Genomic DNA, 21,067 nt, shown 5'->3' on the forward strand with positions numbered 1-21,067 from the left:
ATGACTAAAGTGTTTAAAACGCCCTTCGCTGCGCAGGGTGACAGAACTGCTGTGCCTGTAGAAACGCAGGATGACGGTTCGGTATCTTACACTCAGGGCTACGGCTATGACTATGAGCGTGACCAGACAACAGATCCGGCAGCGAAGGATATTGAACGTGAGAAGATGAATGCGCTTTTCCACGATGTTACCGAAGCAGTGGGGGAGGTTCAGGCGTTCGGTGCCGCCGTTTGGTCTGAGGACGGAAAACCTTACGCAATTCGGTCACAGGCTTACTACGGTAAGAAATTGTGGCAATCGAAGATTGGAAACAATAATGAAGAACCCGGTAAAGGGAGTGGATGGGTCGAATTTAAAGCGGATGTAAACCCCGTTGATATGCTCTACCCGATCGGGATTGTGACGTGGTTCGCTCAGAAAAAAGACCCGAATAAGCTATTCCCCGGTACAACGTGGAAATATATTGGTGAAAACCGCACAATCCGCCTGGCCAGCGCCAACGGCAGCGATGTGATGACAACGGGCGGCTCTGATTCGGTCACGCTGGCGGTAGGAAATATTCCCGCACACGGCCATACGTTTTCGGCTAATACCGGTAGTTTTGATTATGGAACTAAAGGAACAAGCACATTTGATTATGGTAACAAAGTTACCGATACCCAGGGCAGCCATACCCACTCATATAATGAAGTGATACCTCGCGGCGCTTCTGGTATGGATATTGGCGGTATTTGGGAAACCACAATCAGGGGAAGTGATACATCTACAGCCGGTGCTCATGCTCATAATGTCGCAATCGGCGCACACGGTCATACTGTAGAAATCGGCGCACACTCACACTCTGTTTCAGGCACAACAGCCAACACCGGAGCAGGAACAGCGATAAACGTGACCAATGCCTTCATTAAATTAATGGGCTGGTATCGCAGCGCATAATATAAATATGTTGTAGCCCGTTATACGGGCTGTTTTTTTTTGTGGGCTATTTTTGAGAGGAGGAAGCTTCTAAGTTTGATTGATAGCTTATGCTCAACATATTTATATGATAGACCAGATAAGTAAAACGTTAGGGTCAAAGATATAACGAAAAGTAGTACGCGCATGCTAATATTAGAAAAAATATGTTCATTACCGGATATAAGTTTAATGACTTTTCGCAAAATACCCTGTGCCGCCTCATGCAATAAATATATTGAAAATGAAATGTTCCCCACATGCATGATTAAACTGTTGATTTTTATTTTTCCCGTTGCTCCAAGCTTTAGCATTGCAATCATCAACAGAGCTGATGGAATGGCCCACGCAGTGATTCTTGAGTTAAAATAAAAAGGTGAGTATAAATTAATTGCATAGGTTAAAATTAATGTGGGTATTAAAATCAGCCAACCTATTGAAAGGTCGCTATCCATTTTACTGAATACGTAATAAACAAGTATGCCAATTATGAATTCAAGTGTTATTGGATTTGTCATTAATCCCAGGTAGAACCATTCAAAGTTAAATCCGCTAAAACCATAGCTGTCTGGGGCGCCATATATAATGATTGGTGCAAGTAGTGTTATCGCCATAAATCCAGCGGTGAAAGGCCATTTCATTTTTCCGAACAGGAACGAAATAGAAACAATTAGATAGAAATACATTTCGTAGTTTAGAGTCCAGCCTTGCCCTACACGAGCACCACCATATCCTGGTCCCAGACTATCTGGTGGAAGCCCACCCAATGGTATAAATAGCAGAGACTTTCCCGTTTCTATGAACGATTCCATACTATGTCCAGCACTAAAAATTGTGACCAAATAATATAACGGAACAATCCTTGAAACACGTTTTATTAGGTACTCCATCCCAGCACAAAATCCAGAAGACTGATTTTCCACGGTATGTGCAGCTATAAACCCGGATATGATAAAAAACAGATCCACACCAGACCATCCGTGGCTAAATATGATGGCTAAAGGGCTACCTGGATCAAGTTTTAATGTTATACCATAATGGAAAAATACAACTAATAATGCTGCAAAGCCACGCAAAGCTTGTATGGAATCTATAGTTTTTTTCGGGTATGTTATCACGGAAATTATCTCGTCTTTATTAAAGGCTCTTACGAGGCTTAACGTTTTTCTTGTCCAATCATTTTATCAGCCGCCACGCGAGAAATAAAGCCTGAGCGGCTACCGTCGTACTCAGGGTGTGAAGCGACAAACTGATCGATACGGCGGGTCAGCAAAGAAGGAAGCGTGACGTTGATTTTTTCCGCTTTCCCCATCATTGCATCCTGATAGTTGTCGCCGCCAGAGAAGCAGCCGGGAATATCGGGTACGCNAACGCCGAAGGATGAGTCGCCTTTATCAATAGCAACAGGGTATAACATGTAAACCTCCAGGAGCTGGGGCTTAAAGCCCCGCCTGTTTTTTTGATACTTTTTAGTGTTGGTAGCGGTATGTCCTTTTGTGGATGTTTTACCGTTACTACAGCTCATTCACAGGGGCAAAAAAAGGGGCATTTGGTACAAAAGGGACATAGAAAAGGGCAGGTAAATGTCCGTTTTTGGCTGTTGATGCCCACAAGCCTGTTATTATAAGCCCNTGTTTACATATGAGTTTATAAAGTAAACAGGGGCTTATAGGTTTTTGACCTGTTAAAACCATGATGTTTGGCTTGGTGCACACTCACATTCTGTCTCTGGTACCACGGCTAACACAGGTTCAGGCGAGGCAGTCTCTACATTGAATAGCTATATCAAACTGATGGGGTGGTATCGCTCCGCGTAACCATATATGCCTACTGATAAACATTGCTATATGAGCGAAGTGTGTTTTTTACCAGTTTTAATAGTGGCTTTTCTATATAATGGAAAATCACTATCCCTACGATAGTGGATGCTAATATTGAAAAGGGAATAAAAAGATATTCAAACTTCGTTCCTGGTAATATTTTTCTCGAAGCAAGAATGGCAATGCCAATGGTAAACATGTGACTTAAATATATGGAGTAGGATGCATCCCCAGTTATAGACAAAACTTTGCTTATGCAATTGCTTCCTTTTTGGTTTAACTTCAAGGTGCCGAACAGTATCAATAACATTGGCACTCCGTATTTGAAGGTTCGATGCAAATGCGGAGTATAATTTTCTAAGGTTAGTAGTAATGCTAAACCTAATAGAATTGTGATTATAGATTTGGAGTAAATATAAATTTTCCTATTCACGTAATAGGCTATTATTCCGAAGGAAAATTCCATTAGTATTTCATTGGTTAAAAAGTCGAAGTAAAATCCTCTTTGGTTGAAAAAATAGCTCGTAAAGGGAATGGCCAATAAAAGGATTGAACATAATTTCAGGCCAGTATCTTTCCTAAAGATTAAGCATATTGAAAGTATACTGTAAAAAATAAATTCATACCGAAGTGTCCAAACAACATCGATTAGCATTGCATGGTTTTCAATTGGGAAAAGTGTGAAGGAATTTAAAATTGTCGTATGTTCAGTATGACTATTAACCATGTTAGGGTTGTAGAGATATATTATTAATGCTGTCAATGAGAAAAACCAGTAAAGAGGGATTATTCTCGCAAGTCTTTTGACGAAAAATACACGCCCATTATCTTGTTTTTGTAGTGTGTAAGCCATGATAACCCGGAGATTATGAAAAACAAATCAACGCCAGCATTCCCAATTGCAAAATACTGCTCTGAAGTAATATTGAGCACATTTGCTTTGACCATAACATGCCAGCCAACAACTAAAAGAACTGCTACTGCTCGCAGCCACTGTAAGCTTATAAGTTTATTTTCCATTGAGTACCGGATTCGCTAATACATTTATCAATAAAGCCTCTTACGAGGCTTAACGTTTTTCTTGTCCAATCATTTTATCAGCCGCCACGCGAGAAATAAAGCCTGAGCGGCTACCGTCGTACTCAGGGTGTGAAGCGACAAACTGATCGATACGGCGGGTCAGCAAAGAAGGAAGCGTGACGTTGANTTTTTCCGCTTTCCCCATCATTGCATCCTGATAGTTGTCGCCGCCAGAGAAGCAGCCGGGAATATCGGGTACGCNAACGCCGAAGGATGAGTCGCCTTTATCAATAGCAACAGGGTATAACATGTAAACCTCCAGGAGCTGGGGCTTAAAGCCCCGCCTGTTTTTTTGATGCTTTCCAGCGTTGGTAGCGGTATGTCCTTTTGTGGATGTTTTACCGTTACTACAGCTCATTCACAGGGGCAAAAAAAGGGGCATTTGGTACAAAAGGGACATAGAAAAGGGCAGGTAAATGTCCGTTTTTGGCTGTTGATGCCCACAAGCCTGTTATTATAAGCCCNTGTTTACATATGAGTTTATAAAGTAAACAGGGGCTTAAAGGTTTACTGAACAAACAGCTTCCTCATGGTGTATCCCAGGCATGAGGGGCAAACAGGTAGCCCTTATTTCTGATGGTTTTGATGCGGTAAGGCTCGATGGCGTTATCGAGCAGTTTTTTTCGCAGGCGTGAAATTGCCACATCAATGCTGCGGTCCATACCGTCGTAGCTGACCCCGCGCAGAGTTTTTAATAACGCGTCACGGTTAAGTACAGAGCCAGCATGGGTTGCCAGTTCCCATAACAGGTCAAAATCGGCAGTGGAAAGGGCGATGATTTCGTCTGACAGTGTGACATGGCGATTGACGGGGTCGATACTCAGGGTGCCAAAGCGAAGTGCTTTTTGACCGGGGATGCCAGGGGCAATCTCATCATGCTGATGGCCCATTCCCGCTTGACGCAGATGCAGGCGCAGACGTGCCAGGAGAACCGCAGGCGGAGTGGTCTTGAGGATATAATCACTAGCGCCCATTTCCAGCGACAAAATATGATTCATATCGCTATCAAGCGAGGTCAACAACACAATCGGGCCTTTCCAGCTATCGCTGCTGCTCAAATCGCGGCACAGCGTCATGCCATCTTTGCCGGGTAGCATGATATCCAGTATGACCAGGTCCGGATCGATGGCGGCGATAGTGGCTTCAGCGCGGTCGCCACGGCTTTCAACAATGACGTCGAAATCATGACGCCCAAGGTAGGCGGCGATCAGTTCCCCGACATCTTTGTCATCTTCAACGAATACAATTTTGTTCATAGAGCCGAATATATGGGTTAGCAATAGGCTAGCTTAGCCTTTCCAACGCGCCACGACTATGTTTCAGGTGAAATTATCGTGTTACGGCGCGCGCGGGGGTACAGCGGCTGTGGCGGGCACTGTCTACTGTTGCTACGTGACCTGAGCCGAATTATTTGGAGTATATCTGGTAAAATCCGGGTCGACTATGTCATCATCATTAGCAGGGTTGTCAAGGCAAATTCATGAGGAGAAAAGAGTGTTGGAAAAGAAACAGGCTTCAGCAGACTACAGTTCCCCCATCTGCCTTAACTATACTGATTTCCTTTCCGCATCATGCAAGAAGCAATGGCGTTTTGTTGATGCGATCTACGGCGTTATCCCGTTTTTCGGCATGATAACCCGAAAGCCTGCCGATATGCCCCAGCCTTCCTCCGAGCGCCTGAAAGCGCTGGCGCTGCAAATTATCTCTACCCAGGTGAGTGATGAAATCAATATTGCGCGCCTGATCACCCTTGCCCGACAGCAGCAGCTGGAACAATTTGATATTTTGCTGCCTTATCTGCTTTCAGAGCAGCAGCTGGATGCCATCCGTCAGGAATACGCCAGGCCGCTCGATCTCCAGCAGCATGACGAACGTCTTAGCGTGAGCATCCTGACAATGGCACATTGATTAACCGTATAGCAGCATCCACATCGCCGGCAGCGCTGCGATCACCAGCAAAACCATCATCGCTTTCTCTGTCACGTTGAGTGGCTTGCTTGCTCTTCCACCCCGGCGGGCATAAAGGAACAGCAGTATACCTGGCGCATACAGCACCACCGACAGCAGCAGATGCAGCGGCCCCGAGGCATACAGCAGCCACAGGCCATAAGCGGTGGCACCCACCGCTACCAGCGTCACTGCCGGTTTTTTTAATCCGCACGCTACCTTAAGAAGAAAGGCCCCCACCAGCAGATAAGGCACCAGGATCATTTCTGAGGCGATGGTCAGCAACGTACCGTAGTCGGAGCCGGTCAGACAAATCAGGATCAAACAGACCTGAACGCAGCTATTGGTCAACCACAATGAGGCTGCCGGAGCGCCACGATGATTTAGGCGGCTCAGACTGCGCGGGAAAGCGCCATGCTGTGCGGCGATCAGCGGGACCTCGGCGGCCATGATCGTCCAGCTAAGGTACGCACCACACACCGAGATAATCAGCCCGGCAACGATCGTCAGATTTCCCCACGAGCCAATCAGGGCGGTCATTAAGCCAGCCATGGAGGGGTTACGCATTTCTGCCAGCTCGGCGCGCGGTACGATGCCCAGCGACAGCAGAGTAACCAACAGATAGATACTCAATGCGGCGATAACGGCTATCAGGGTGGCGCGGCCAATATTGCGCTTATCGCGCGCTCGAGATGACACCACCACCGCACCTTCCACGCCAATAAACACCCACAGGGTGATCAGCATGGTGTCTTTCACCTGCTGCCACACCGGTTTATTTAGCGTCAGGCCGGTGAAGTCGAAACGGAATCGTTCATAGTGAAAAGCGGCAATCGCCAGTAAAATAAACAGCCCAAGAGGCAACAGCTTACCGAGGGTTGCCACCAGATTAATGCTGGCGGCCGTCTGCACGCCGCGCAGTACCAGCGCGTGCACCAGCCACAATAACAGGGAAGCCCCAACCATCGACTGCCAGGTATTGCCATCACCGAAAATCACATGGCCCGGAGAGTCGGTAAAAAAACTCAGGGCGGAAAAAACGATTACCAGATAGGAGACATTAGCGATCACCGCACAGAGCCAGTATCCCCAGGCAGAGCAGAAACCGATCAATTCACCAAAACCTGCCTGGGCGTAGCTGAAAATACCGCCGTCCAGTTCGGGTTTGATCCTGCTGAGCAGCAGCATGGCCAAAGCTAGCAACACGATCCCCACGCCGGTAACAGCCCAACCAATAAGCAGTGCGGCCGGGCTGGCAACAGCCGCCATATTTTGCGGCAGGCTGAACACCCCGGCACCCAGCATCGAACTGAGCACCAGTGCGGTAAGCGCACCCAGCCCTAACTTTTTGTCCAAAAAACACCCCAAATACAGAAGAAAATGCCATTAAATGTGATTGATTCAGGTTTAATTTAGTCAGTGAGACGATAAATAACAAAGAAACCCCTGAAGTGGCGGGCGATTTTACGGAGAGAGGCGGCGGGATGCAATGACTTACTATGCAAAAACTGGCGGGAATTATTCATGAAGCGGGGTGAGATGCCACCACCCCGCGAACCGGTATTATTTAAACAGATCGGCAGACACCGTCAGGTTACCGCCGCTCTGATTCGACCACTGGCGGGTGACATGATAATACTTAGCACCTTTAGCTATCGCCCGACGCCCAACTTCTTCAGAGACCTCGGTGGGGGTGCTGAAGTGGCCGGTGAAGGTAATGCTGTCAAATGGCTGCATCTGTGCCGCAGTCACCACATTCACCTCCTGCACGCTTTTGCCTTCCGGTGTGGTTACAGTGTAACGCTTACCGGTAGAGCTTTGCGTTTCAAAGAAGCGTCCCACCTTATTACTTGGCGTTTCAGCAGAAGCCACGCCGGGGATTTCAACCTTTTTGGCCGCAGCGCCGCCGGTTGCCAGCGCTGCTTTACCGGCTTCAGAGTCTGCCGGGACCAGGTTCGGCGACTGGATCTGCCGTTCAGGCGCGTCTGATTTGTAGATATAAGCGGTGATAATCTGGTTGCCGCCGCTGTTGGTGTCAATCTGACGAATGATAAAGAAAGCGGCAGCCCCTTTTTCTTTTGCTGAACGGGTAATCGCGTCATTCACGTCAGGCTGGCTACGGAAGAATCCACTGGCACTGACGGTGTCGAAGGGTTCAAGGGTAAAGGCTTCTGCTTTAGTCAGCTCACGTACGCCATTAATAATACGATCTTTATTCTTTGGTGCTGCCGGAGCATCGGCATGGTACAGGTCAGCGGTCACATTCCAGTTACCCCCGTTGCCGTTGGTATCATTGATACCCTGAATATAATAAGAATCAGCACCCAGGGCATCTGCACGCTTTGAAACCGCATCGCTGGCTTCGTAGATCGCGCTGAACCGCCCACTGAGGGTTATTCTGTCGAACGGCTTCAACGATGCTGCTTTTTCCGGGGTCAGTTCCTGTGCTGCCTGGGCGGACAATGCTGTGATCGACAGCAGCGCTGATGCCAGAATGGTATTCTTCAGCTTCATAAATTAATCCTTCGCCTTACGCAAAAATGAGTACATTACCTGCCAGACATCTTGATGTGTAACACATTAGCCCACAATTATTACATGTAATAATGTGCTCTGTCTCCGCGATTTTGTGTGCATTAACCTGTTATCAAAGCGACTCATCTTAATGCACCCGGGCTGTTGACAAGAAGTTATCGAGACGCAATGACCCATACTCTGACGCCATAGTCTGTGAAAACAGGTTCCGACCCTGATATTTCAGCGGAGAGGTGACATGCAGAAATGTTCATGGTTCGCAGGAAACATCAGGAATTTGGTGTTAACTGAAAATATTGAGTTCGGTCAGCCATTTCGCGGTCAGCATGATGCGGAGCGCCGGGGCATGGGCGCATGTTATTGACCGTTCCGTGTTGCAGAACCAGGGATGATTGCTCAAAGTCTGTTCAGGACTGATGCCGGTCACGATCGGCTGGTTAATCGCGGTTCAGGTCCGGCGTGAAGGACTCAGCCCGGTCGGAGACCGGACTGAGGGGTAGGGAACCGTTAATTTAACCACCGAGGACGATGGTTAAGAGTCACAGACTTGCTCTTTATCTGCCATTCAGGACTGACTATCCGCCGACTGTTCGCCGATGAAGAAATACCATAGCGGAATGGACAGCAGCAGGGTAAATACCGAGCTGTAGATCAGGATCATAAAGAACTCAGACACGTAGAGTTCAACAGGCCAGCTGGAGAAGGGCATATTGTATTCGTTTATTGCTCCACCAATAATGGCTTTTGTCATCACTATTGCGGCACAAATCAACACGCAGATCTGAGCAATAAAAAAATTCCGACGCTTCTTGCCTGGAGGAAACATTGCCATATATCGTACTCCTTTCATTTATCTCAGAATTTAACGTTAAGTTTTGCCCACCAGGTACGGCCAGGCTCATTGACCGGGGTCGCGCCGGAGTAGCCAAAGGCGCTGTTGCCTGCCAGGTTCAGGTGCTCGCTATAAGTCCGGTTAAAGATGTTGTCGACGCCGGCACTCACTTTGATGTCATCGGTAAACGCGTAAGCCGCATTGGCGGATAAAATGGCGAACCCATTACTGCGGTCGAAATCTTTACCCACCACGTTACCTTCATTGATTGCCACACGATGCTGATGGCTCACCATGCGCAGCAGACCGCTGGTGCTCCAGCTACCATTATGCCACGTCAGGCCAAGGCGGCTTTCCAGCGGCGGCATTTGTGGCAGCGGGCGTTTATCGGAACGGTTCTGCCCCCAGGAGTAAGCCAGGCTGGCATCGGCGTTCAGGTTTTCGGTCAGTTTGTAATTTAACCCCGTTTCGCCCCCCATGATGGCGGCGTCAACGTTGCCAACTTGTTTGGTGCCGCCATCGGCATCATCGTAGTTAAACAGCACAAAATCGCTGACGCGGCCCACATAAGCAGAAACCCAGCCGTCCAGCTTATCACCGCTATATTTTGCGCCTATATCCAGCTGAGTGGTCTTTTCAGGGGCAACCGCATCGAATGCACTTGTACGGCCATCGGTAAAGGTGGTTTTAGAAAACAGCTCCCAGAAGTCTGGGAAACGCTCCGTATAGCCCACCCCTGCATACAGCATTACGGGCAGGTTTTCCAGCGTATGTTCCAGCCGCACGAATCCGGCAGGCATTATATCGTCTCTTTTTGCCTGACCGGAAGAAGTGGAGTTATCCACCCACGTCCGGTCAAGGCGTGCGCCGGTTATTAGCTTGTTCCGATCGTCCGTCGCCCAGCTCAACTCACTGAACACGCCCATATTATGGAAGCGCGCATCTTGCGCCCAGTGGTTGACATCATATTTACGGTAGCTGCTGGTTTGCATGTCCATACCGCTCTGGAGTTCGAAGTCGGACCAGAGCCAGGTCCCCATCATCCGGCCGTTGACCGAACGCGTATCACGCTGTGCGGTTTTTTCCGCAACAACGCTTGTTTCTTGCATCTTGCTCTGCGGGTCGCGCAGGCTGTGATTATCCATCACATGGTTGGCATAGTTGTAGTGGATTTTAGCCTCAAACTTATCAAACACCTCACCGATATTTGATTTTTCGAAGCTTGCACCCAGGCTTTGCCGCTTAAACTGCGCACCGTCCAGCGCTCGCCCGGCGTAGCTCGCTTCACCATCACCGGTGCCGGCCGTTAGCTCCAGCAGGGTATCTTTATCCGGCGTCCATCCCAGCGCCATATCGGCGTTCCATTTATCCCAGCGTGATGGAACGCGGGAACCCTTACCATCTTTATAATCGCCAGCGCGTGATTTATTGCCCATCAGCCGCAGATAGCCGTCTTCATTGCCCATGCTGAAGTTGGCATTTTCATCCCAGCGGCTATTGGCGGCGGCTAGCAAACTGGCATCGCCTTTGAGGCTTGCCTGATCGAAATGAGAAGGGGCACGGTCGAAGCGGATAGTACCGGCTGAATTTCCCGGCCCCCACAGGACGGTTTGCGGGCCTTTAACGATGTTCATCAGGTCGAAACTTTCTGGTGAAATATAGGAACTGGGGGCATCCATTCGCCCCGGACAGGCTCCCAGTATCTCCCCGCCGTCGGTGAGTATACGCAGCCGCGATCCAAACATGCCGCGCAATACCGGGTCGCCGTTAGTGCCGCCGTTGCGAATCTGGGAAAATCCCGGCTGGTTTTTCAAATGGTCGGAGGCATCGCTGGCGGACTTCAGTGACGATTTCGGTGATGTCACCACCGTCAGTGGAGAGGTCAGGGGGGCGCTTACAACCATTACCGGCTGCTGATTGTCAGAAGCGCGTTCCGTAGCCGATACCTGGCAGGCAGTCATCAGCGCAACGCTTAAAATTGATAAGCGAAAATGGCATTCTTTCATGGTTAATTCCTTATTAATTTTTTTAATCTTGCTGCGCGCAGTTTTTCCATGTGCAAGACAAATATTTACAGCCGTGCGCACGAACTACCGTTCGCGACAAATCGACAGTTAAATTATTTTTTCTGCAATTTCTTCTGCGTATTGCGTAGATCAGAATCGAGTCATCTCCAGGAGGACACAAATTCGAAGGTTAATGTTTTAGATTAAGGAATTAACTTACGGGTGGCGCACGGGGCTGTGAAAGTCCGGGGAAAAAGGTGAAGTGATAAGGTGGAAAATTGAGCGGGGGTGGGATTCGTGCCGACAACAGTAGCAGGTGAATAACGACAAGAAATATCGCCAGTAGCAGCGGCAAATTAACCAGTAGCTGGCAATAGCCACAGGCGAAGTGCTCCAACAACTTGCCGCCGCTACGGGTATGATGCTGACCGTTTTCAGCAGGAGCTGGCGCATGACAGGGTGCGTTGTCAGTTGCCGTCGGCATCTTATCCATCATGCCGTGCTGCGCCATTTCGCTTAAGCGACTCCTGATATTTTCCACAGACGTCTTATGATGTTCTGCACTGCGCCGTTGCTCAAGAATAGTCGACACATCGGGCGCAATAAATAGCATCAGAATCGCCAAAATGGCGATAAATGCGGGAATGCGTGAATGCGACAGTCGGAAAAACGAAAACACTCTGTGATCCATACAGAACAAAATAAAGAGGTGTAATCCTAGCGTTTTTTATTCTACTTGTTAATGAATAACTCATTAAATCCTATTAGTTTCAGTATTTTTCATTATCAGACTCGTGCGAGCGGCGGGGCTGCTTAAGCCACGCCGCCGTTCAGCGAAGCGGATAAAGTCAGTCGTTCTCCTCGTCGTCCAGTACGACTGGTGAAACAAAACCATCTGGCTTGATGGCCAGCAGGTCGCAGCGCAAGTGATCTATTACCTGCTCTGCGGTGTTGCCGAGAAATGCAGCAGACAGACCGGTACGACCGATAGTACCCAAAACCACAACACCGGCGTCGAGGTGTTCCGCCAGGTCGGGGATGACCTCTTCCGGCAGACCTTTCTCAACGTGGGTAAATTTCTCGTCAATCGAGAATGACTGGCGCAACGCTTTCATCGCCAGCAGATGCTGACCACGTATTGCATCGTTATAACTGTTCGGGTCAAAGTCCGGTAGCTCAATGGCAATATTAATTGGCGTAACCGGGTAGGCGCCCACAAGGTGGACTTCGGTATGATTAACGCGTTCTGCCAGCGCCAACGTTTCTTTTACCAGCTTGGTGTTCAGCGGATCGTGATGGGGTTCTTCACTGGCAAGATTTACCGCCACCAGCGCTTTTCCTCCTTCTGGCCATGCCTGGTCTTTTACCATCCAAACCGGGCAGGGGCACTTGCGCAACAAATGCCAGTCAGTAGGCGTAAATACCACGGCCTGCAGGCGGTCGTGCTGGTGAGTCATTTTTATCACCAGGTCACGATGGCCGTTAATCACCTCATGGATAATTGCCTCAAAGGGACGGTTGTGCCAGATAACCTTAATATCAATCTGCACGCCGGCCAGAAGATAGGCTCGTGCCTGCTCGCGTATCCATTCGGTACGCTGGCTCACCACGCCTTTACGCATGGTAACGCGCTCATCAGGCGACAGCAGGGTGGTCATTTCATAAGAGAAATCGCAAATGGGCAGAAAACAGGTGATTTTTCCGCCAAGGCGCTGGTTAAGATAGACAGCGCGGCGCAGCGCAGGCTGGTCATCCTGCTGGGGATCGATGACCACCAGTATATTTTGAAATAGAGCCATAACGTTTCTCCTGAGCAGAGCGTTTCAGCTTAAAAGATAGACTAATTACGACAAAGGGCGCAGAGAAAAAAGTTTTGACCCGATCAAGAAACTCACCAATATCGATCCGGCCGGAATCAGGCGGTTGCGTGACCATGGCCGGCAAGTTCCGCCAGAGTGGCGTGATTTTCAATGGTGATGTATTTGCCCTTTACCGCCAGCATGCCGCTTTTCTGAAACCGACCGAGCAGGCGGCTGATGGTTTCAACCGTCAGACCGAGGTAGTTACCAATATCGCTACGGGTCATGGTAAGACGAAATTCACGCTGCGAGAAACCGCGTTGACCAAAACGCTGAGAGAGACCGTAAATAAAGGCGGCCATTCGTTCTTCCGCATTTTTTTTTGACAGCAGCAAAATCATTTCCTGATCGCCCTTAATCTCGCCGCTCATCAAGCGCATTATTTGCTGACGCAGGCTGGGCATTTTGCCAGACAGGTCGTCGAGCGTTTCAAAGGGGATCTCACAAACCATAGCGGTTTCCAAAGCCTGAGCAAAGCCCGGGTGTTGGCTGCCGATAATGGCATCAAAACCCACCAGATCGCCAGCGAGATGGAAGCCCGTAATCTGCTCATCACCCTGTTCAGTGATGGTATAGCTTTTGAGCGTTCCGGAACGAATGGCGTATAACGACTTCAGTTCGTCACCTGCTTTAAACAGCGTTTGTCCCTTTTGTATCGGCTTTTTGCGCTCGATAATATTGTCGAGCTGATCCAACTCATGTTCGTTTAGCGTGAAGGGAATACAGAGTTGACTGATGCTACAATCCTGGCAGTGAATGGCGCAGCCACCCGCTTGTATGCGCTTGGTGAGAATTCGCTTTTGCGGAATCATAATTGTTGCTCGATGATAATTGACTCACATCAATTTACATTTTTTAGCTACAAAAGGGAATATCCCCAAATATAAAAGGCATATAAATCTCAGGGTTGTTATCCCCGATTGGCAATGTCGTAACGGCCGCATAAATAACGTAGCGCTTAACATTTTTTATCGCTAAGTCTTGTTTGTTAAGATTTTTGTTGCACCTTGATGCTTTAAGGATCCGGCTCTGCTGACGAGGCAGCGGGGTCTGCTTTGTCGGTTTGCGCCAAAGCGAAACGGCGCGCCGCGAAAACCGTAAAAGACATGCAAAGCGCAGCCGCTGATCGCTTCAACGGTTTGTTAACGTAACATAAGCTACGTTGTCACTTCCCCCGAGCTTGATACGGCATGTAACGTTCGGATAGTTAACTCGTGCAGGATCGCCTCGCCGTGCTCTACCAGCAACGTAATGCGGTCGAAAGGCAGGGTCGTATAGTACAGCGCGGTGCCGGAGGCCGCGCCTTCGTCTGCTATCAGTTCCAGAGACGCACGATCTACCACCAAATGTATGTCCGTATGCGTGGTCGCAGGGGGTAATGCCCAGGAAAAGCGATCGGTGAAGTAGCGATGCTGGAAGCCTTGCGTTGCATGTCGATCGATAAAAATCCCGCCAAACGGCCCGCTGTCCAGGCCGGCCTCAAGTTTTTCCCCCTGTTCATTGGCAAAGCGAAGGGTGAAAACGGCATTCACTGTTATTTCGACCGTTAACTGCACTTCGACTGCTTCCCCCGGCGGCAAAGCCTGAGTAAGAAGTGTGCCACGCGCCGATGCGCGTGGCCCGGATGACAGTGTTTTGTTAGCTAACGGTGACAGATCGATAAAACGCTGTAACAGCCGCCAGTCTCCTTTAACCTGTCGCAGGCCAAGCGTGCGCGGCAGGGTCATCATACCGCGTGAAGGCGAGGCGGGAACTTCGTTGGCATATTGCCAGTTACTTAGCCAGGAGAGGCCTACGGGGGCGCTACTGAGACCAGAAAAGGTCTGGAATGCATAAAAATCCTTGCCGAAGTCCATCAGTCGTGTGGCGTGGTCTTCGGCGATAAACTGCTGACCGTCAAAATCGCCGACGAAATACTGTATCGTGCTGCCACCCAAAGGAGCGCCAGGATTGATCGACAGGATCAGCACCCAGCGATCACCTCCTCCTTCTACCGGAACGGAGACCAGATCCGGGCATTCGTAATCAATGCCCAGCAGTCCGGCATCGGCAAACTCACTGAGTTTATGCCAGGTTTTCAAATCAGCAGAACGGTAAAATTGTACGCGATGGTCGCGCGATGCCACCACCACCATGATCCACTGGCGGTTCGGCTCGTACCAGAATACTTTCGGATCGCGGAACTGTGCGGAGCCAATATCCAGAACCGGATTGTTGCTGTAGGGGGTAAAGGTTCGTCCCCGATCTGCGCTGCTGGCTATCTCCTGAGTTTGTAGCGATGCAGACACGCGGGTATAAATCACCACCAGGCCTCCGTGCTTATCCTTAAACAGCTTGCTGGTATTTTCCTTATCTACCACGGCACTGCCGCTGAACGCCTGCCCGGCAGAGGTGCGTGCTAATGCGATGGGCAAAGTATGCCAGTTAAGTAAATCTTTGCTGACGGCATGCCCCCAGTGAACATTGCCCATCGTCGTCGCGGTGGGGTTGTACTGGTAGAAAAGGTGATACTCACCGTCGTAATACACAAGTCCGTTGGGATCGTTCATAAATCCGTTTATCGGGGCATAATGGATTAGTGGCCGATAACTTACGGCAGCCGGTTTTACTGGTTCATTCCAGGGACGGCCAAAAGCGGCACCGGTACTCAGGCATATTGATCCGATAATAAAACGACGTCGGTTAACCATGTTTCAAGCCTCCTGGCATAAGAGATAGGGGGAATAATTAATCGCAGGGCTGAGGCCGGGAAATACCGGCGCATATCGCCACAGGATTTCTGACAGCAAGAAGTGTGTGTGGTAAAGGCCGCTTTAGCACGTTGACGTGTTTTTCAAAATTGAATAACTTGCATTGCTCCACGCGGTCCATTTTACTTAATGTCATAAAGATAAACCCAAAGATTTGGGACGGTTCGTATCATAAATTATTCCAGCCTGAGGTCATTCCTGGTACATCAAACAAAACTGTTTTAAAGCTAGCAACAGAGTGAACATTGCGCAAGATCATGGACAGGGCAGCGGTGAGCAATAGCGGTGAGGATAAACAAGATTGATTATATACTTAACAAAAATTGTTGGGATTAAATAAATCTAAAGGCTATAATCCATCCACTTTACTGATTGGTGAAACGTCTGTCACGCTATTGACTGTCTAAAATACGCTTGGCTGATAGTCGTTAACGTCAATAAATTTGCCAGTTATCTTATGGTGCATTTACCGGCTATTGTCGATCGGGAAGAGGAACCAAGGCAACAGAATGCCCCAGGTAACAGACGGTAATTTATCCATATAATTTAATCTATTAGAAAGGCAAGGAAATGCGCATATTGACTATAGATTTTTTGAAGATCTTCTCTATATTTTTTGTTATTACCTCCCACGTCACGCTGTTCTTTTTATCCGCTAATGAAAATGATGTTTTCTTGTATTTTTTCAGACAATCAGGTCAGTGGGGCGTGGCATTGTTCTTTCTCTGCAGCGGCTATTTTTTGCTGAGCAACAAGCATGAGGATCAGGTGGATTACATCCTTAACAAGGTTAAGGGGCTAATAACGATTTTACTGTTCTGGATAATTTTTTACTATTTGTATGATACTTACTTTATCAGTAAGTTCACTGCTGTTGAACATGTCAGTTTCCTGCAATACTTCAATGTCAGCAACAATCTGTCCGATGCCACGCACCTTTGGTTTATCTTCTCAATTACCGCTCTTTACCTCTTAACGCCTTTACTACGCTGCGCCTTCACAGAAGTTAATGCCAGGGGAATTTTGAAAATACTGATTATGATGGTGGTCGTGGCCAATCTTACCCTTGTTAACGCACTAACAGACTATGAATTTTCATTTAAATCAATCCCCTCTAATATTTTGCTGCCATTTCAGTCCGAAGGCTTGATAAGCTTCCTCATCGGGGGTTATTTAGCTTTAGCTAAGCCCCAAATCAGGTCTTTTTCTTTTGCACACCTAATGCTCCTGGTCATTTCTGTTGGTTCATTTACAGCATTATCCTTCATCTCATCCCGTACCGGTATGGTCTTTTTTTATGGCAAGTTTTATAATGTATTTCTCCAGGCTTCATCCGTTTGCCTGTTCTTATTTATGATCAATATAAATATCAGCAGAATACCTGGCGTGGTTGACGATATCAGTAAGAACGTACTTGGTATTTATCTTGTGCACAACATCTTTGTGGTGGAAGTACACAGTGATTTCATACATAATTCGATTCTGAAAACGATTGGCGGGGTAAATAATTATATATATATCATAATCTACTCTTTATTTTCTTTCAGCCTTTCGTATATCTTGTGCGTCCTGCTGCGCAAATCAAAATTTACCAAAAAATTCATCACGCTTTAAATTTCCTTTCAGGGTGAGGATGAGTGGGTACGATGCATCTCTGATTTCAGAGCCAAAGTGTAGGGAGTTTCTGACACCTCACCCGATATCAAACTTCAGGGGCTTTTACTGAGCCTTTGCAGTCAGGGATATCACGAATAAATAAAATTAATGTCCATTATCCCATGCAGTTTTACAATAAGAACGACGCAAGAAGCCGGGCATTTTGAGCAGGAATGGCTGAAACTGATTAGCATAAGATGCCTGTTTATTTGTTATTGAAAGAGAGAATGGTTCGGATAATAGCTAACGTTTGTCATAATCGGTTTTTTTTGCAAACATTCTTGATTTACGCGGGCGATGATGTTGCGCAGCAACAGATTTCATAAAGCTTAAATCCCAATAGTTGAGAAGTAATCAGAATCATCTGAATACACGGCGCCCCCGCTGAAATATTTCTCTTTTCTGTAGAAAGTGCAGCTATTACCCAAGAGAAATTGATAACAATCCGCTATGATGATGGTCATTTTTTTCGTCAGCGCCGACGATCGATCAACCTGAATTCGCTGACACTGGCCAGTTATGGAGCCTGAAGTGGAGAGTACCGCAGCCATTGACGTCCGAGCGTTAATCAATCAGGGAACGTTGAGCAGTTATCAAAAACGCATCATCGCCATAAGCTTTGCCGTCGTCGCTATGGATGGCATGGATATCGCTATGATGGGGTTCATCGCGCCCGCTTTGAAGAGCGCGTGGGGGGTGACTAATCATCAGCTGGGAGCAGTGATCAGCGCCGCACTAATCGGCCTTGCATTAGGTGCCATGTTTGCCGGCCCGCTGGCTGACCGTTTTGGACGCCGCCTGATCATTATCTATAGCGTGTGCGGTTTCGGTTTGTGCACGCTGGGAACCGCATTTTCTCAGAATCTCGATCAGATGATGTTCCTGCGCTTCATGACCGGCCTGGGACTGGGCGCTGCAATGCCCAATGTTGGCACGCTGGTTGCCGAATATTCGCCGGAACGTAAACGCGCTTTCCTGGTCACCGTTGTGTTCTGCGGTTTCACCTTGGGAGCGGCCAGCGGAGGATTTGCTGCATCATGGCTGATACCTCACTACGGCTGGAATGCGGTGTTGATGATGGGGGGGATTTTGCCACTGATGCTGGTGCCTTTGTTGCTTCGTTGTTTACCGGAATCCGTGCGCTTTATGATTGCCCGCAATGCCCCCGCCGCGCAGATCCGCCAGATTGTTGAAAAGATGCGTCCGGGTATTATTTCTGAATCGACGGTTTTTACCCGTAATGAGCTGGCAGCAGGTGAAAGCGCAATAAAAGTGGTGCTTTCCCGCCGCTATCTTTTTGGCAGCGTTATGCTGTGGGGCAGTTACTTCATGGGGCTATTCCTGGTATATCTGATTGGCTCCTGGCTGCCGTCACTGGTGAAAGACGCGGGCATGACCGTCAGCCAGGCGGCATTGGTCACCGCTGTTTATCAGGCGGGGGGGACGGCAGGCTCTCTTTTCGCCGGTTGGATGATGGATCGTTTTAACGCCAACCTTGCGCTGGCCAGCATCTATTTTTGCGGGGCAATAGCCACCGTTTGCATTGGCTACGTGCCTGCGGATACGCTGATGCTGAGTTCCATCGCCTTTTGCAGTGGTTTCTGCCTGAATGGAGCGAATACCGGGATGAATGCGCTTTCAGCCAATTACTATCCTACCCAAGCTCGCGCTACCGGCTCCAGTTGGATGCACGGCGTGGGTCGTGTCGGGGCCATCCTCAGTGCTTTTGCCGGGGCGCAGATGCTGTCGCTGGGCTGGAATATAACCGATGTCTTTTCTTTCCTCGCTATTCCGGCTGTGCTGACCACGCTGATGTTGGTCGCTAAGTATCGCTTTGATTTTCAGCGCGATCGGCCTTAACTGTCCGGCAAGCGCGTTCAGGTTGCATATGATGACGACATCACGTAGCCATTTAGCACACAGGCTGATCATGCGGTGACACCGGCGTAGATAAGCAAATGAGAAACGATCGACGATTACGTATTATGACAGCCGAAGGCATCCTGCTTGGCAAGGTGGCAGAAGGTGTTTTCGTTTTCAAAGGGATCCCCTATGCGGCCCCTCCGGTAGGGGGACTGCGCTGGAAAGCCCCACAGCCGGTCAAGCCCTGGAGCGGGGAAAAAGACGCCAGCGAATGGGGGGCTGCCTGCTGGCAGAACCGAAACGACTGTCTGGCGATGGGCGGTGGTGACCCGGGGGAAATAAGCGAAGATTGCCTGTATCTCAATGTCTGGACGCCGGATATTGCCCCTTCGGTGCCGCTACCCGTTATGGTGTGGATCCACGGGGGGGCTTATACCATTGGTTCGGGGGGGTTAACCCCGTATAGCGGCGCGCCTTTGGCGCAGCGCGGTGCGGTCGTCGTCACCCTGAATTATCGTCTTGGGCATTTTGGCTTTTTTGCTCATCCGGCGCTGGACAGTGAGTACCCTCAGGGCGAGGAAACCAATAACTTTGCATTGCTCGATCACATCGCCGCCCTGCATTGGGTACAGCGTAACATTCATGCATTTGGCGGTAATGCGCATAACGTCACCCTGATGGGGGAATCGGCAGGTGCACGCAGCGTACTTTCACTCTTTGCGTCACCGCTGGCACAGGGGTTTTTTCACAAAGGGATAGTGCAAAGTGCTTACGCATTACCCGATCTACCCCGCGCCGCCGCACTCGTGAAAGGGCAAAAGCTGGCTTGTCATTTCAAACTGCCAGCTGCTACGGCAGAACAGTTACGTGACCTTCCTGCCGAAGCATTCTTGCAGCTGGATAACGCCCTGAGTTGCGGGCCGGTGGCTATCTCTGGCGATCGCGTGCTTCCGGTTCCGATGCTCGATGTGTTCACGGCCGGCAGGCAACATCCTCTGCCGTTAATCATCGGCAGTAACAGCGACGAGGCCAGCGTATTAGAATTCTTTGGCGTTGATGCGGCACAGTCTATTGCAGCAATGCGCAGAAAGCATCCGCTGGGTCTGCGGATGATGAAATGGTTATATCGCGGCGTTAAGGACGATGCCGAACTGGGTCGGCAAGTGGCACGCGATATGTCTTTTACTATCATGGGGTATTTAGCCTCACGGGCGCAGCAGCGTATCGCCGTGCCGTGCTGGCGCTACTACTTCGATTATGTGTCTGAAAATTCCCGCGATATTTACCGACACGGCACCTGGCACGGCAATGAAATCCCCTACGTACTGAATACTCTTGGCCAGTTCACGGCTGAAGAGACAGGGCAACCGTTTACCTCTGGCGATGTTGATTTTGCCGAACGCGTCAGCGAGTACTGGCTTAACTTTGCGCGCGAAGCGACGACCTGTACCCACTCGATCAGGGGTGAACTGGACTGGCCCGCCTGGCACTCTTCTACCGATCTAACCCTGCGTTTGGGGCGTCACGGCCTGGCTGAAATTACGATTGAAAAACGCTTTATGCGGTACAGAATGCGGGTCTTTCGCTTCTTGATGAAAGCCTTTGTCCATCTGAATCACTAAAATCCGTGACGCTGCTCTAATTGTAAGTTTTTCTAAAGTAGCGGTAACCTCATATTTCGTGAGCCACGGGTGAAAAAATATCAATTTAACGCAAGAAATAACTCCATTTTCTCTTCCATCCTGCCGATAACCCTTGTTGATAA

Annotated in this window: 19 protein-coding genes and 1 pseudogene; 6 read left to right on the forward strand and 14 right to left on the reverse strand. The window is 49.0% G+C overall.

Translation table 11 applies throughout. The annotated features are described in order from the left end of the window. Nucleotides 1-936 carry a phage baseplate protein gene (locus EPYR_RS08955; protein WP_012668084.1) on the forward strand — a complete coding sequence of 312 codons (936 nt, stop codon included), beginning with the start codon at nt 1-3 and terminating at the stop codon, nt 934-936. 20 nt (nt 937-956) lie between these two features. Here the strand turns inward: EPYR_RS08955 and EPYR_RS08960 are convergent, their stop codons facing one another. Both EPYR_RS08960 and EPYR_RS08965 read right to left on the reverse strand, forming a co-directional pair. Next, nucleotides 957-2,072, reverse strand: coding sequence for an acyltransferase family protein (locus EPYR_RS08960; protein ID WP_012668085.1), 1,116 nt, complete (start codon nt 2,070-2,072; stop codon nt 957-959). Nucleotides 2,073-2,110: 38 nt separating this feature from the next. Continuing rightward, on the reverse strand, nt 2,111-2,371 hold the full coding sequence (locus EPYR_RS08965; protein ID WP_014538901.1) for a type II toxin-antitoxin system HicB family antitoxin: 261 nt from the start codon (nt 2,369-2,371) through the stop codon (nt 2,111-2,113). Between the two features lie 271 nt (nt 2,372-2,642). Between EPYR_RS08965 and EPYR_RS21415 the strand changes: the two are divergent. Then, nucleotides 2,643-2,771 (forward strand): annotated as a pseudogene (locus tag EPYR_RS21415) (phage tail protein); the annotation flags it as partial. Nucleotides 2,772-2,781: 10 nt separating this feature from the next. Here EPYR_RS21415 and EPYR_RS08970 read toward each other — a convergent pair. From EPYR_RS08970 to rstA, 4 genes are all read right to left on the reverse strand, one after another. After that, a complete protein-coding gene (locus EPYR_RS08970; RefSeq protein ID WP_012668087.1) occupies nt 2,782-3,627 on the reverse strand; it encodes an acyltransferase family protein in 846 nt (281 codons plus the stop codon). Next, a complete protein-coding gene (locus tag EPYR_RS19180; RefSeq protein WP_071819813.1) occupies nt 3,561-3,794 on the reverse strand; it encodes an acyltransferase family protein in 234 nt (77 codons plus the stop codon). The genes EPYR_RS08970 and EPYR_RS19180 overlap by 67 nt, the downstream gene beginning before the upstream one ends. Nucleotides 3,795-3,843: 49 nt before the next feature. Then, a complete protein-coding gene (locus EPYR_RS08975) occupies nt 3,844-4,104 on the reverse strand; it encodes a type II toxin-antitoxin system HicB family antitoxin (RefSeq protein ID WP_014538902.1) in 261 nt (86 codons plus the stop codon). Between the two features lie 277 nt (nt 4,105-4,381). After that, complete coding sequence (gene rstA / locus EPYR_RS08980; protein ID WP_012668089.1) at nt 4,382-5,110, reverse strand: two-component system response regulator RstA; 729 nt, start codon at nt 5,108-5,110, stop codon at nt 4,382-4,384. 187 nt (nt 5,111-5,297) lie between these two features. Here rstA and EPYR_RS08985 point away from each other — a divergent pair, with 187 nt between their 5' ends. After that, complete coding sequence (locus EPYR_RS08985) at nt 5,298-5,762, forward strand: hypothetical protein (RefSeq protein ID WP_012668090.1); 465 nt, start codon at nt 5,298-5,300, stop codon at nt 5,760-5,762. On the opposite strand, the gene EPYR_RS08990 is transcribed toward EPYR_RS08985, so the two are convergent. The 8 genes from EPYR_RS08990 to EPYR_RS09025 form a co-directional block, all read right to left on the reverse strand. Next, nucleotides 5,763-7,157, reverse strand: a complete 1,395-nt coding sequence (locus tag EPYR_RS08990) for an amino acid permease (RefSeq protein ID WP_012668091.1) — start codon at nt 7,155-7,157, stop codon at nt 5,763-5,765. It lies immediately after the preceding gene. 207 nt (nt 7,158-7,364) lie between these two features. Next, nucleotides 7,365-8,315 (reverse strand): DUF1471 family protein YdgH, encoded by a 951-nt coding sequence (gene ydgH, locus EPYR_RS08995; RefSeq protein ID WP_012668092.1) that lies wholly within the window; start codon nt 8,313-8,315, stop codon nt 7,365-7,367. A gap of 586 nt (nt 8,316-8,901) precedes the next feature. Then, nucleotides 8,902-9,168: a DUF2534 family protein gene (locus EPYR_RS09000; protein ID WP_012668093.1), complete on the reverse strand. Its 267-nt coding sequence runs from the start codon at nt 9,166-9,168 to the stop codon at nt 8,902-8,904. Nucleotides 9,169-9,191: 23 nt separating this feature from the next. Next, complete coding sequence (locus tag EPYR_RS09005; RefSeq protein ID WP_014538906.1) at nt 9,192-11,174, reverse strand: TonB-dependent copper receptor; 1,983 nt, start codon at nt 11,172-11,174, stop codon at nt 9,192-9,194. A gap of 211 nt (nt 11,175-11,385) precedes the next feature. Then, nucleotides 11,386-11,865: a DUF2946 domain-containing protein gene (locus EPYR_RS09010; RefSeq protein WP_014538907.1), complete on the reverse strand. Its 480-nt coding sequence runs from the start codon at nt 11,863-11,865 to the stop codon at nt 11,386-11,388. A gap of 157 nt (nt 11,866-12,022) precedes the next feature. Further along, nucleotides 12,023-12,973, reverse strand: a complete 951-nt coding sequence (uspE, locus tag EPYR_RS09015) for a universal stress protein UspE (protein ID WP_012668096.1) — start codon at nt 12,971-12,973, stop codon at nt 12,023-12,025. A 116-nt stretch (nt 12,974-13,089) separates the two neighbouring features. Further along, nucleotides 13,090-13,845 (reverse strand): FNR family transcription factor, encoded by a 756-nt coding sequence (locus EPYR_RS09020; protein WP_012668097.1) that lies wholly within the window; start codon nt 13,843-13,845, stop codon nt 13,090-13,092. Between the two features lie 345 nt (nt 13,846-14,190). Next, nucleotides 14,191-15,723: a glycoside hydrolase family 32 protein gene (locus tag EPYR_RS09025; protein WP_012668098.1), complete on the reverse strand. Its 1,533-nt coding sequence runs from the start codon at nt 15,721-15,723 to the stop codon at nt 14,191-14,193. Between the two features lie 630 nt (nt 15,724-16,353). On the opposite strand from EPYR_RS09025, the gene EPYR_RS09030 reads away from it, so the two are divergent. From EPYR_RS09030 to EPYR_RS09040, 3 genes are all read left to right on the forward strand, one after another. Beyond that, nucleotides 16,354-17,397 carry an acyltransferase gene (locus tag EPYR_RS09030; RefSeq protein ID WP_012668099.1) on the forward strand — a complete coding sequence of 348 codons (1,044 nt, stop codon included), beginning with the start codon at nt 16,354-16,356 and terminating at the stop codon, nt 17,395-17,397. Between the two features lie 573 nt (nt 17,398-17,970). Next, complete coding sequence (locus EPYR_RS09035; protein WP_014538909.1) at nt 17,971-19,299, forward strand: MFS transporter; 1,329 nt, start codon at nt 17,971-17,973, stop codon at nt 19,297-19,299. Nucleotides 19,300-19,397: 98 nt separating this feature from the next. Next, on the forward strand, nt 19,398-20,924 hold the full coding sequence (locus tag EPYR_RS09040) for a carboxylesterase/lipase family protein (protein WP_012668101.1): 1,527 nt from the start codon (nt 19,398-19,400) through the stop codon (nt 20,922-20,924). Nucleotides 20,925-21,067: the final 143 nt, after the last annotated feature.

The organism is Erwinia pyrifoliae DSM 12163, assembly GCF_000026985.1.
Taxonomy (GTDB): Bacteria; Pseudomonadota; Gammaproteobacteria; order Enterobacterales; family Enterobacteriaceae; genus Erwinia; species Erwinia pyrifoliae.

Excerpts from the sequence above, each read along its gene's own strand:
- EPYR_RS08955 (WP_012668084.1), top strand. The coding sequence starts at position 1 with ATGACTAAAGTGTTTAAAACGCCCTTCGCTGCGCAGGGTGACAGAACT.
- EPYR_RS08970 (WP_012668087.1), bottom strand. The coding sequence starts at position 3,627 with ATGGCTTACACACTACAAAAACAAGATAATGGGCGTGTATTTTTCGTC.
- EPYR_RS19180 (WP_071819813.1), bottom strand. The coding sequence starts at position 3,794 with ATGGAAAATAAACTTATAAGCTTACAGTGGCTGCGAGCAGTAGCAGTT.
- rstA (WP_012668089.1), bottom strand. The coding sequence starts at position 5,110 with ATGAACAAAATTGTATTCGTTGAAGATGACAAAGATGTCGGGGAACTG.
- EPYR_RS08985 (WP_012668090.1), top strand. The coding sequence starts at position 5,298 with ATGTCATCATCATTAGCAGGGTTGTCAAGGCAAATTCATGAGGAGAAA.
- ydgH (WP_012668092.1), bottom strand. The coding sequence starts at position 8,315 with ATGAAGCTGAAGAATACCATTCTGGCATCAGCGCTGCTGTCGATCACA.
- EPYR_RS09000 (WP_012668093.1), bottom strand. The coding sequence starts at position 9,168 with ATGGCAATGTTTCCTCCAGGCAAGAAGCGTCGGAATTTTTTTATTGCT.
- EPYR_RS09005 (WP_014538906.1), bottom strand. The coding sequence starts at position 11,174 with ATGAAAGAATGCCATTTTCGCTTATCAATTTTAAGCGTTGCGCTGATG.
- EPYR_RS09010 (WP_014538907.1), bottom strand. The coding sequence starts at position 11,865 with ATGGATCACAGAGTGTTTTCGTTTTTCCGACTGTCGCATTCACGCATT.
- uspE (WP_012668096.1), bottom strand. The coding sequence starts at position 12,973 with ATGGCTCTATTTCAAAATATACTGGTGGTCATCGATCCCCAGCAGGAT.
- EPYR_RS09020 (WP_012668097.1), bottom strand. The coding sequence starts at position 13,845 with ATGATTCCGCAAAAGCGAATTCTCACCAAGCGCATACAAGCGGGTGGC.
- EPYR_RS09025 (WP_012668098.1), bottom strand. The coding sequence starts at position 15,723 with ATGGTTAACCGACGTCGTTTTATTATCGGATCAATATGCCTGAGTACC.
- EPYR_RS09030 (WP_012668099.1), top strand. The coding sequence starts at position 16,354 with ATGCGCATATTGACTATAGATTTTTTGAAGATCTTCTCTATATTTTTT.
- EPYR_RS09040 (WP_012668101.1), top strand. The coding sequence starts at position 19,398 with ATGAGAAACGATCGACGATTACGTATTATGACAGCCGAAGGCATCCTG.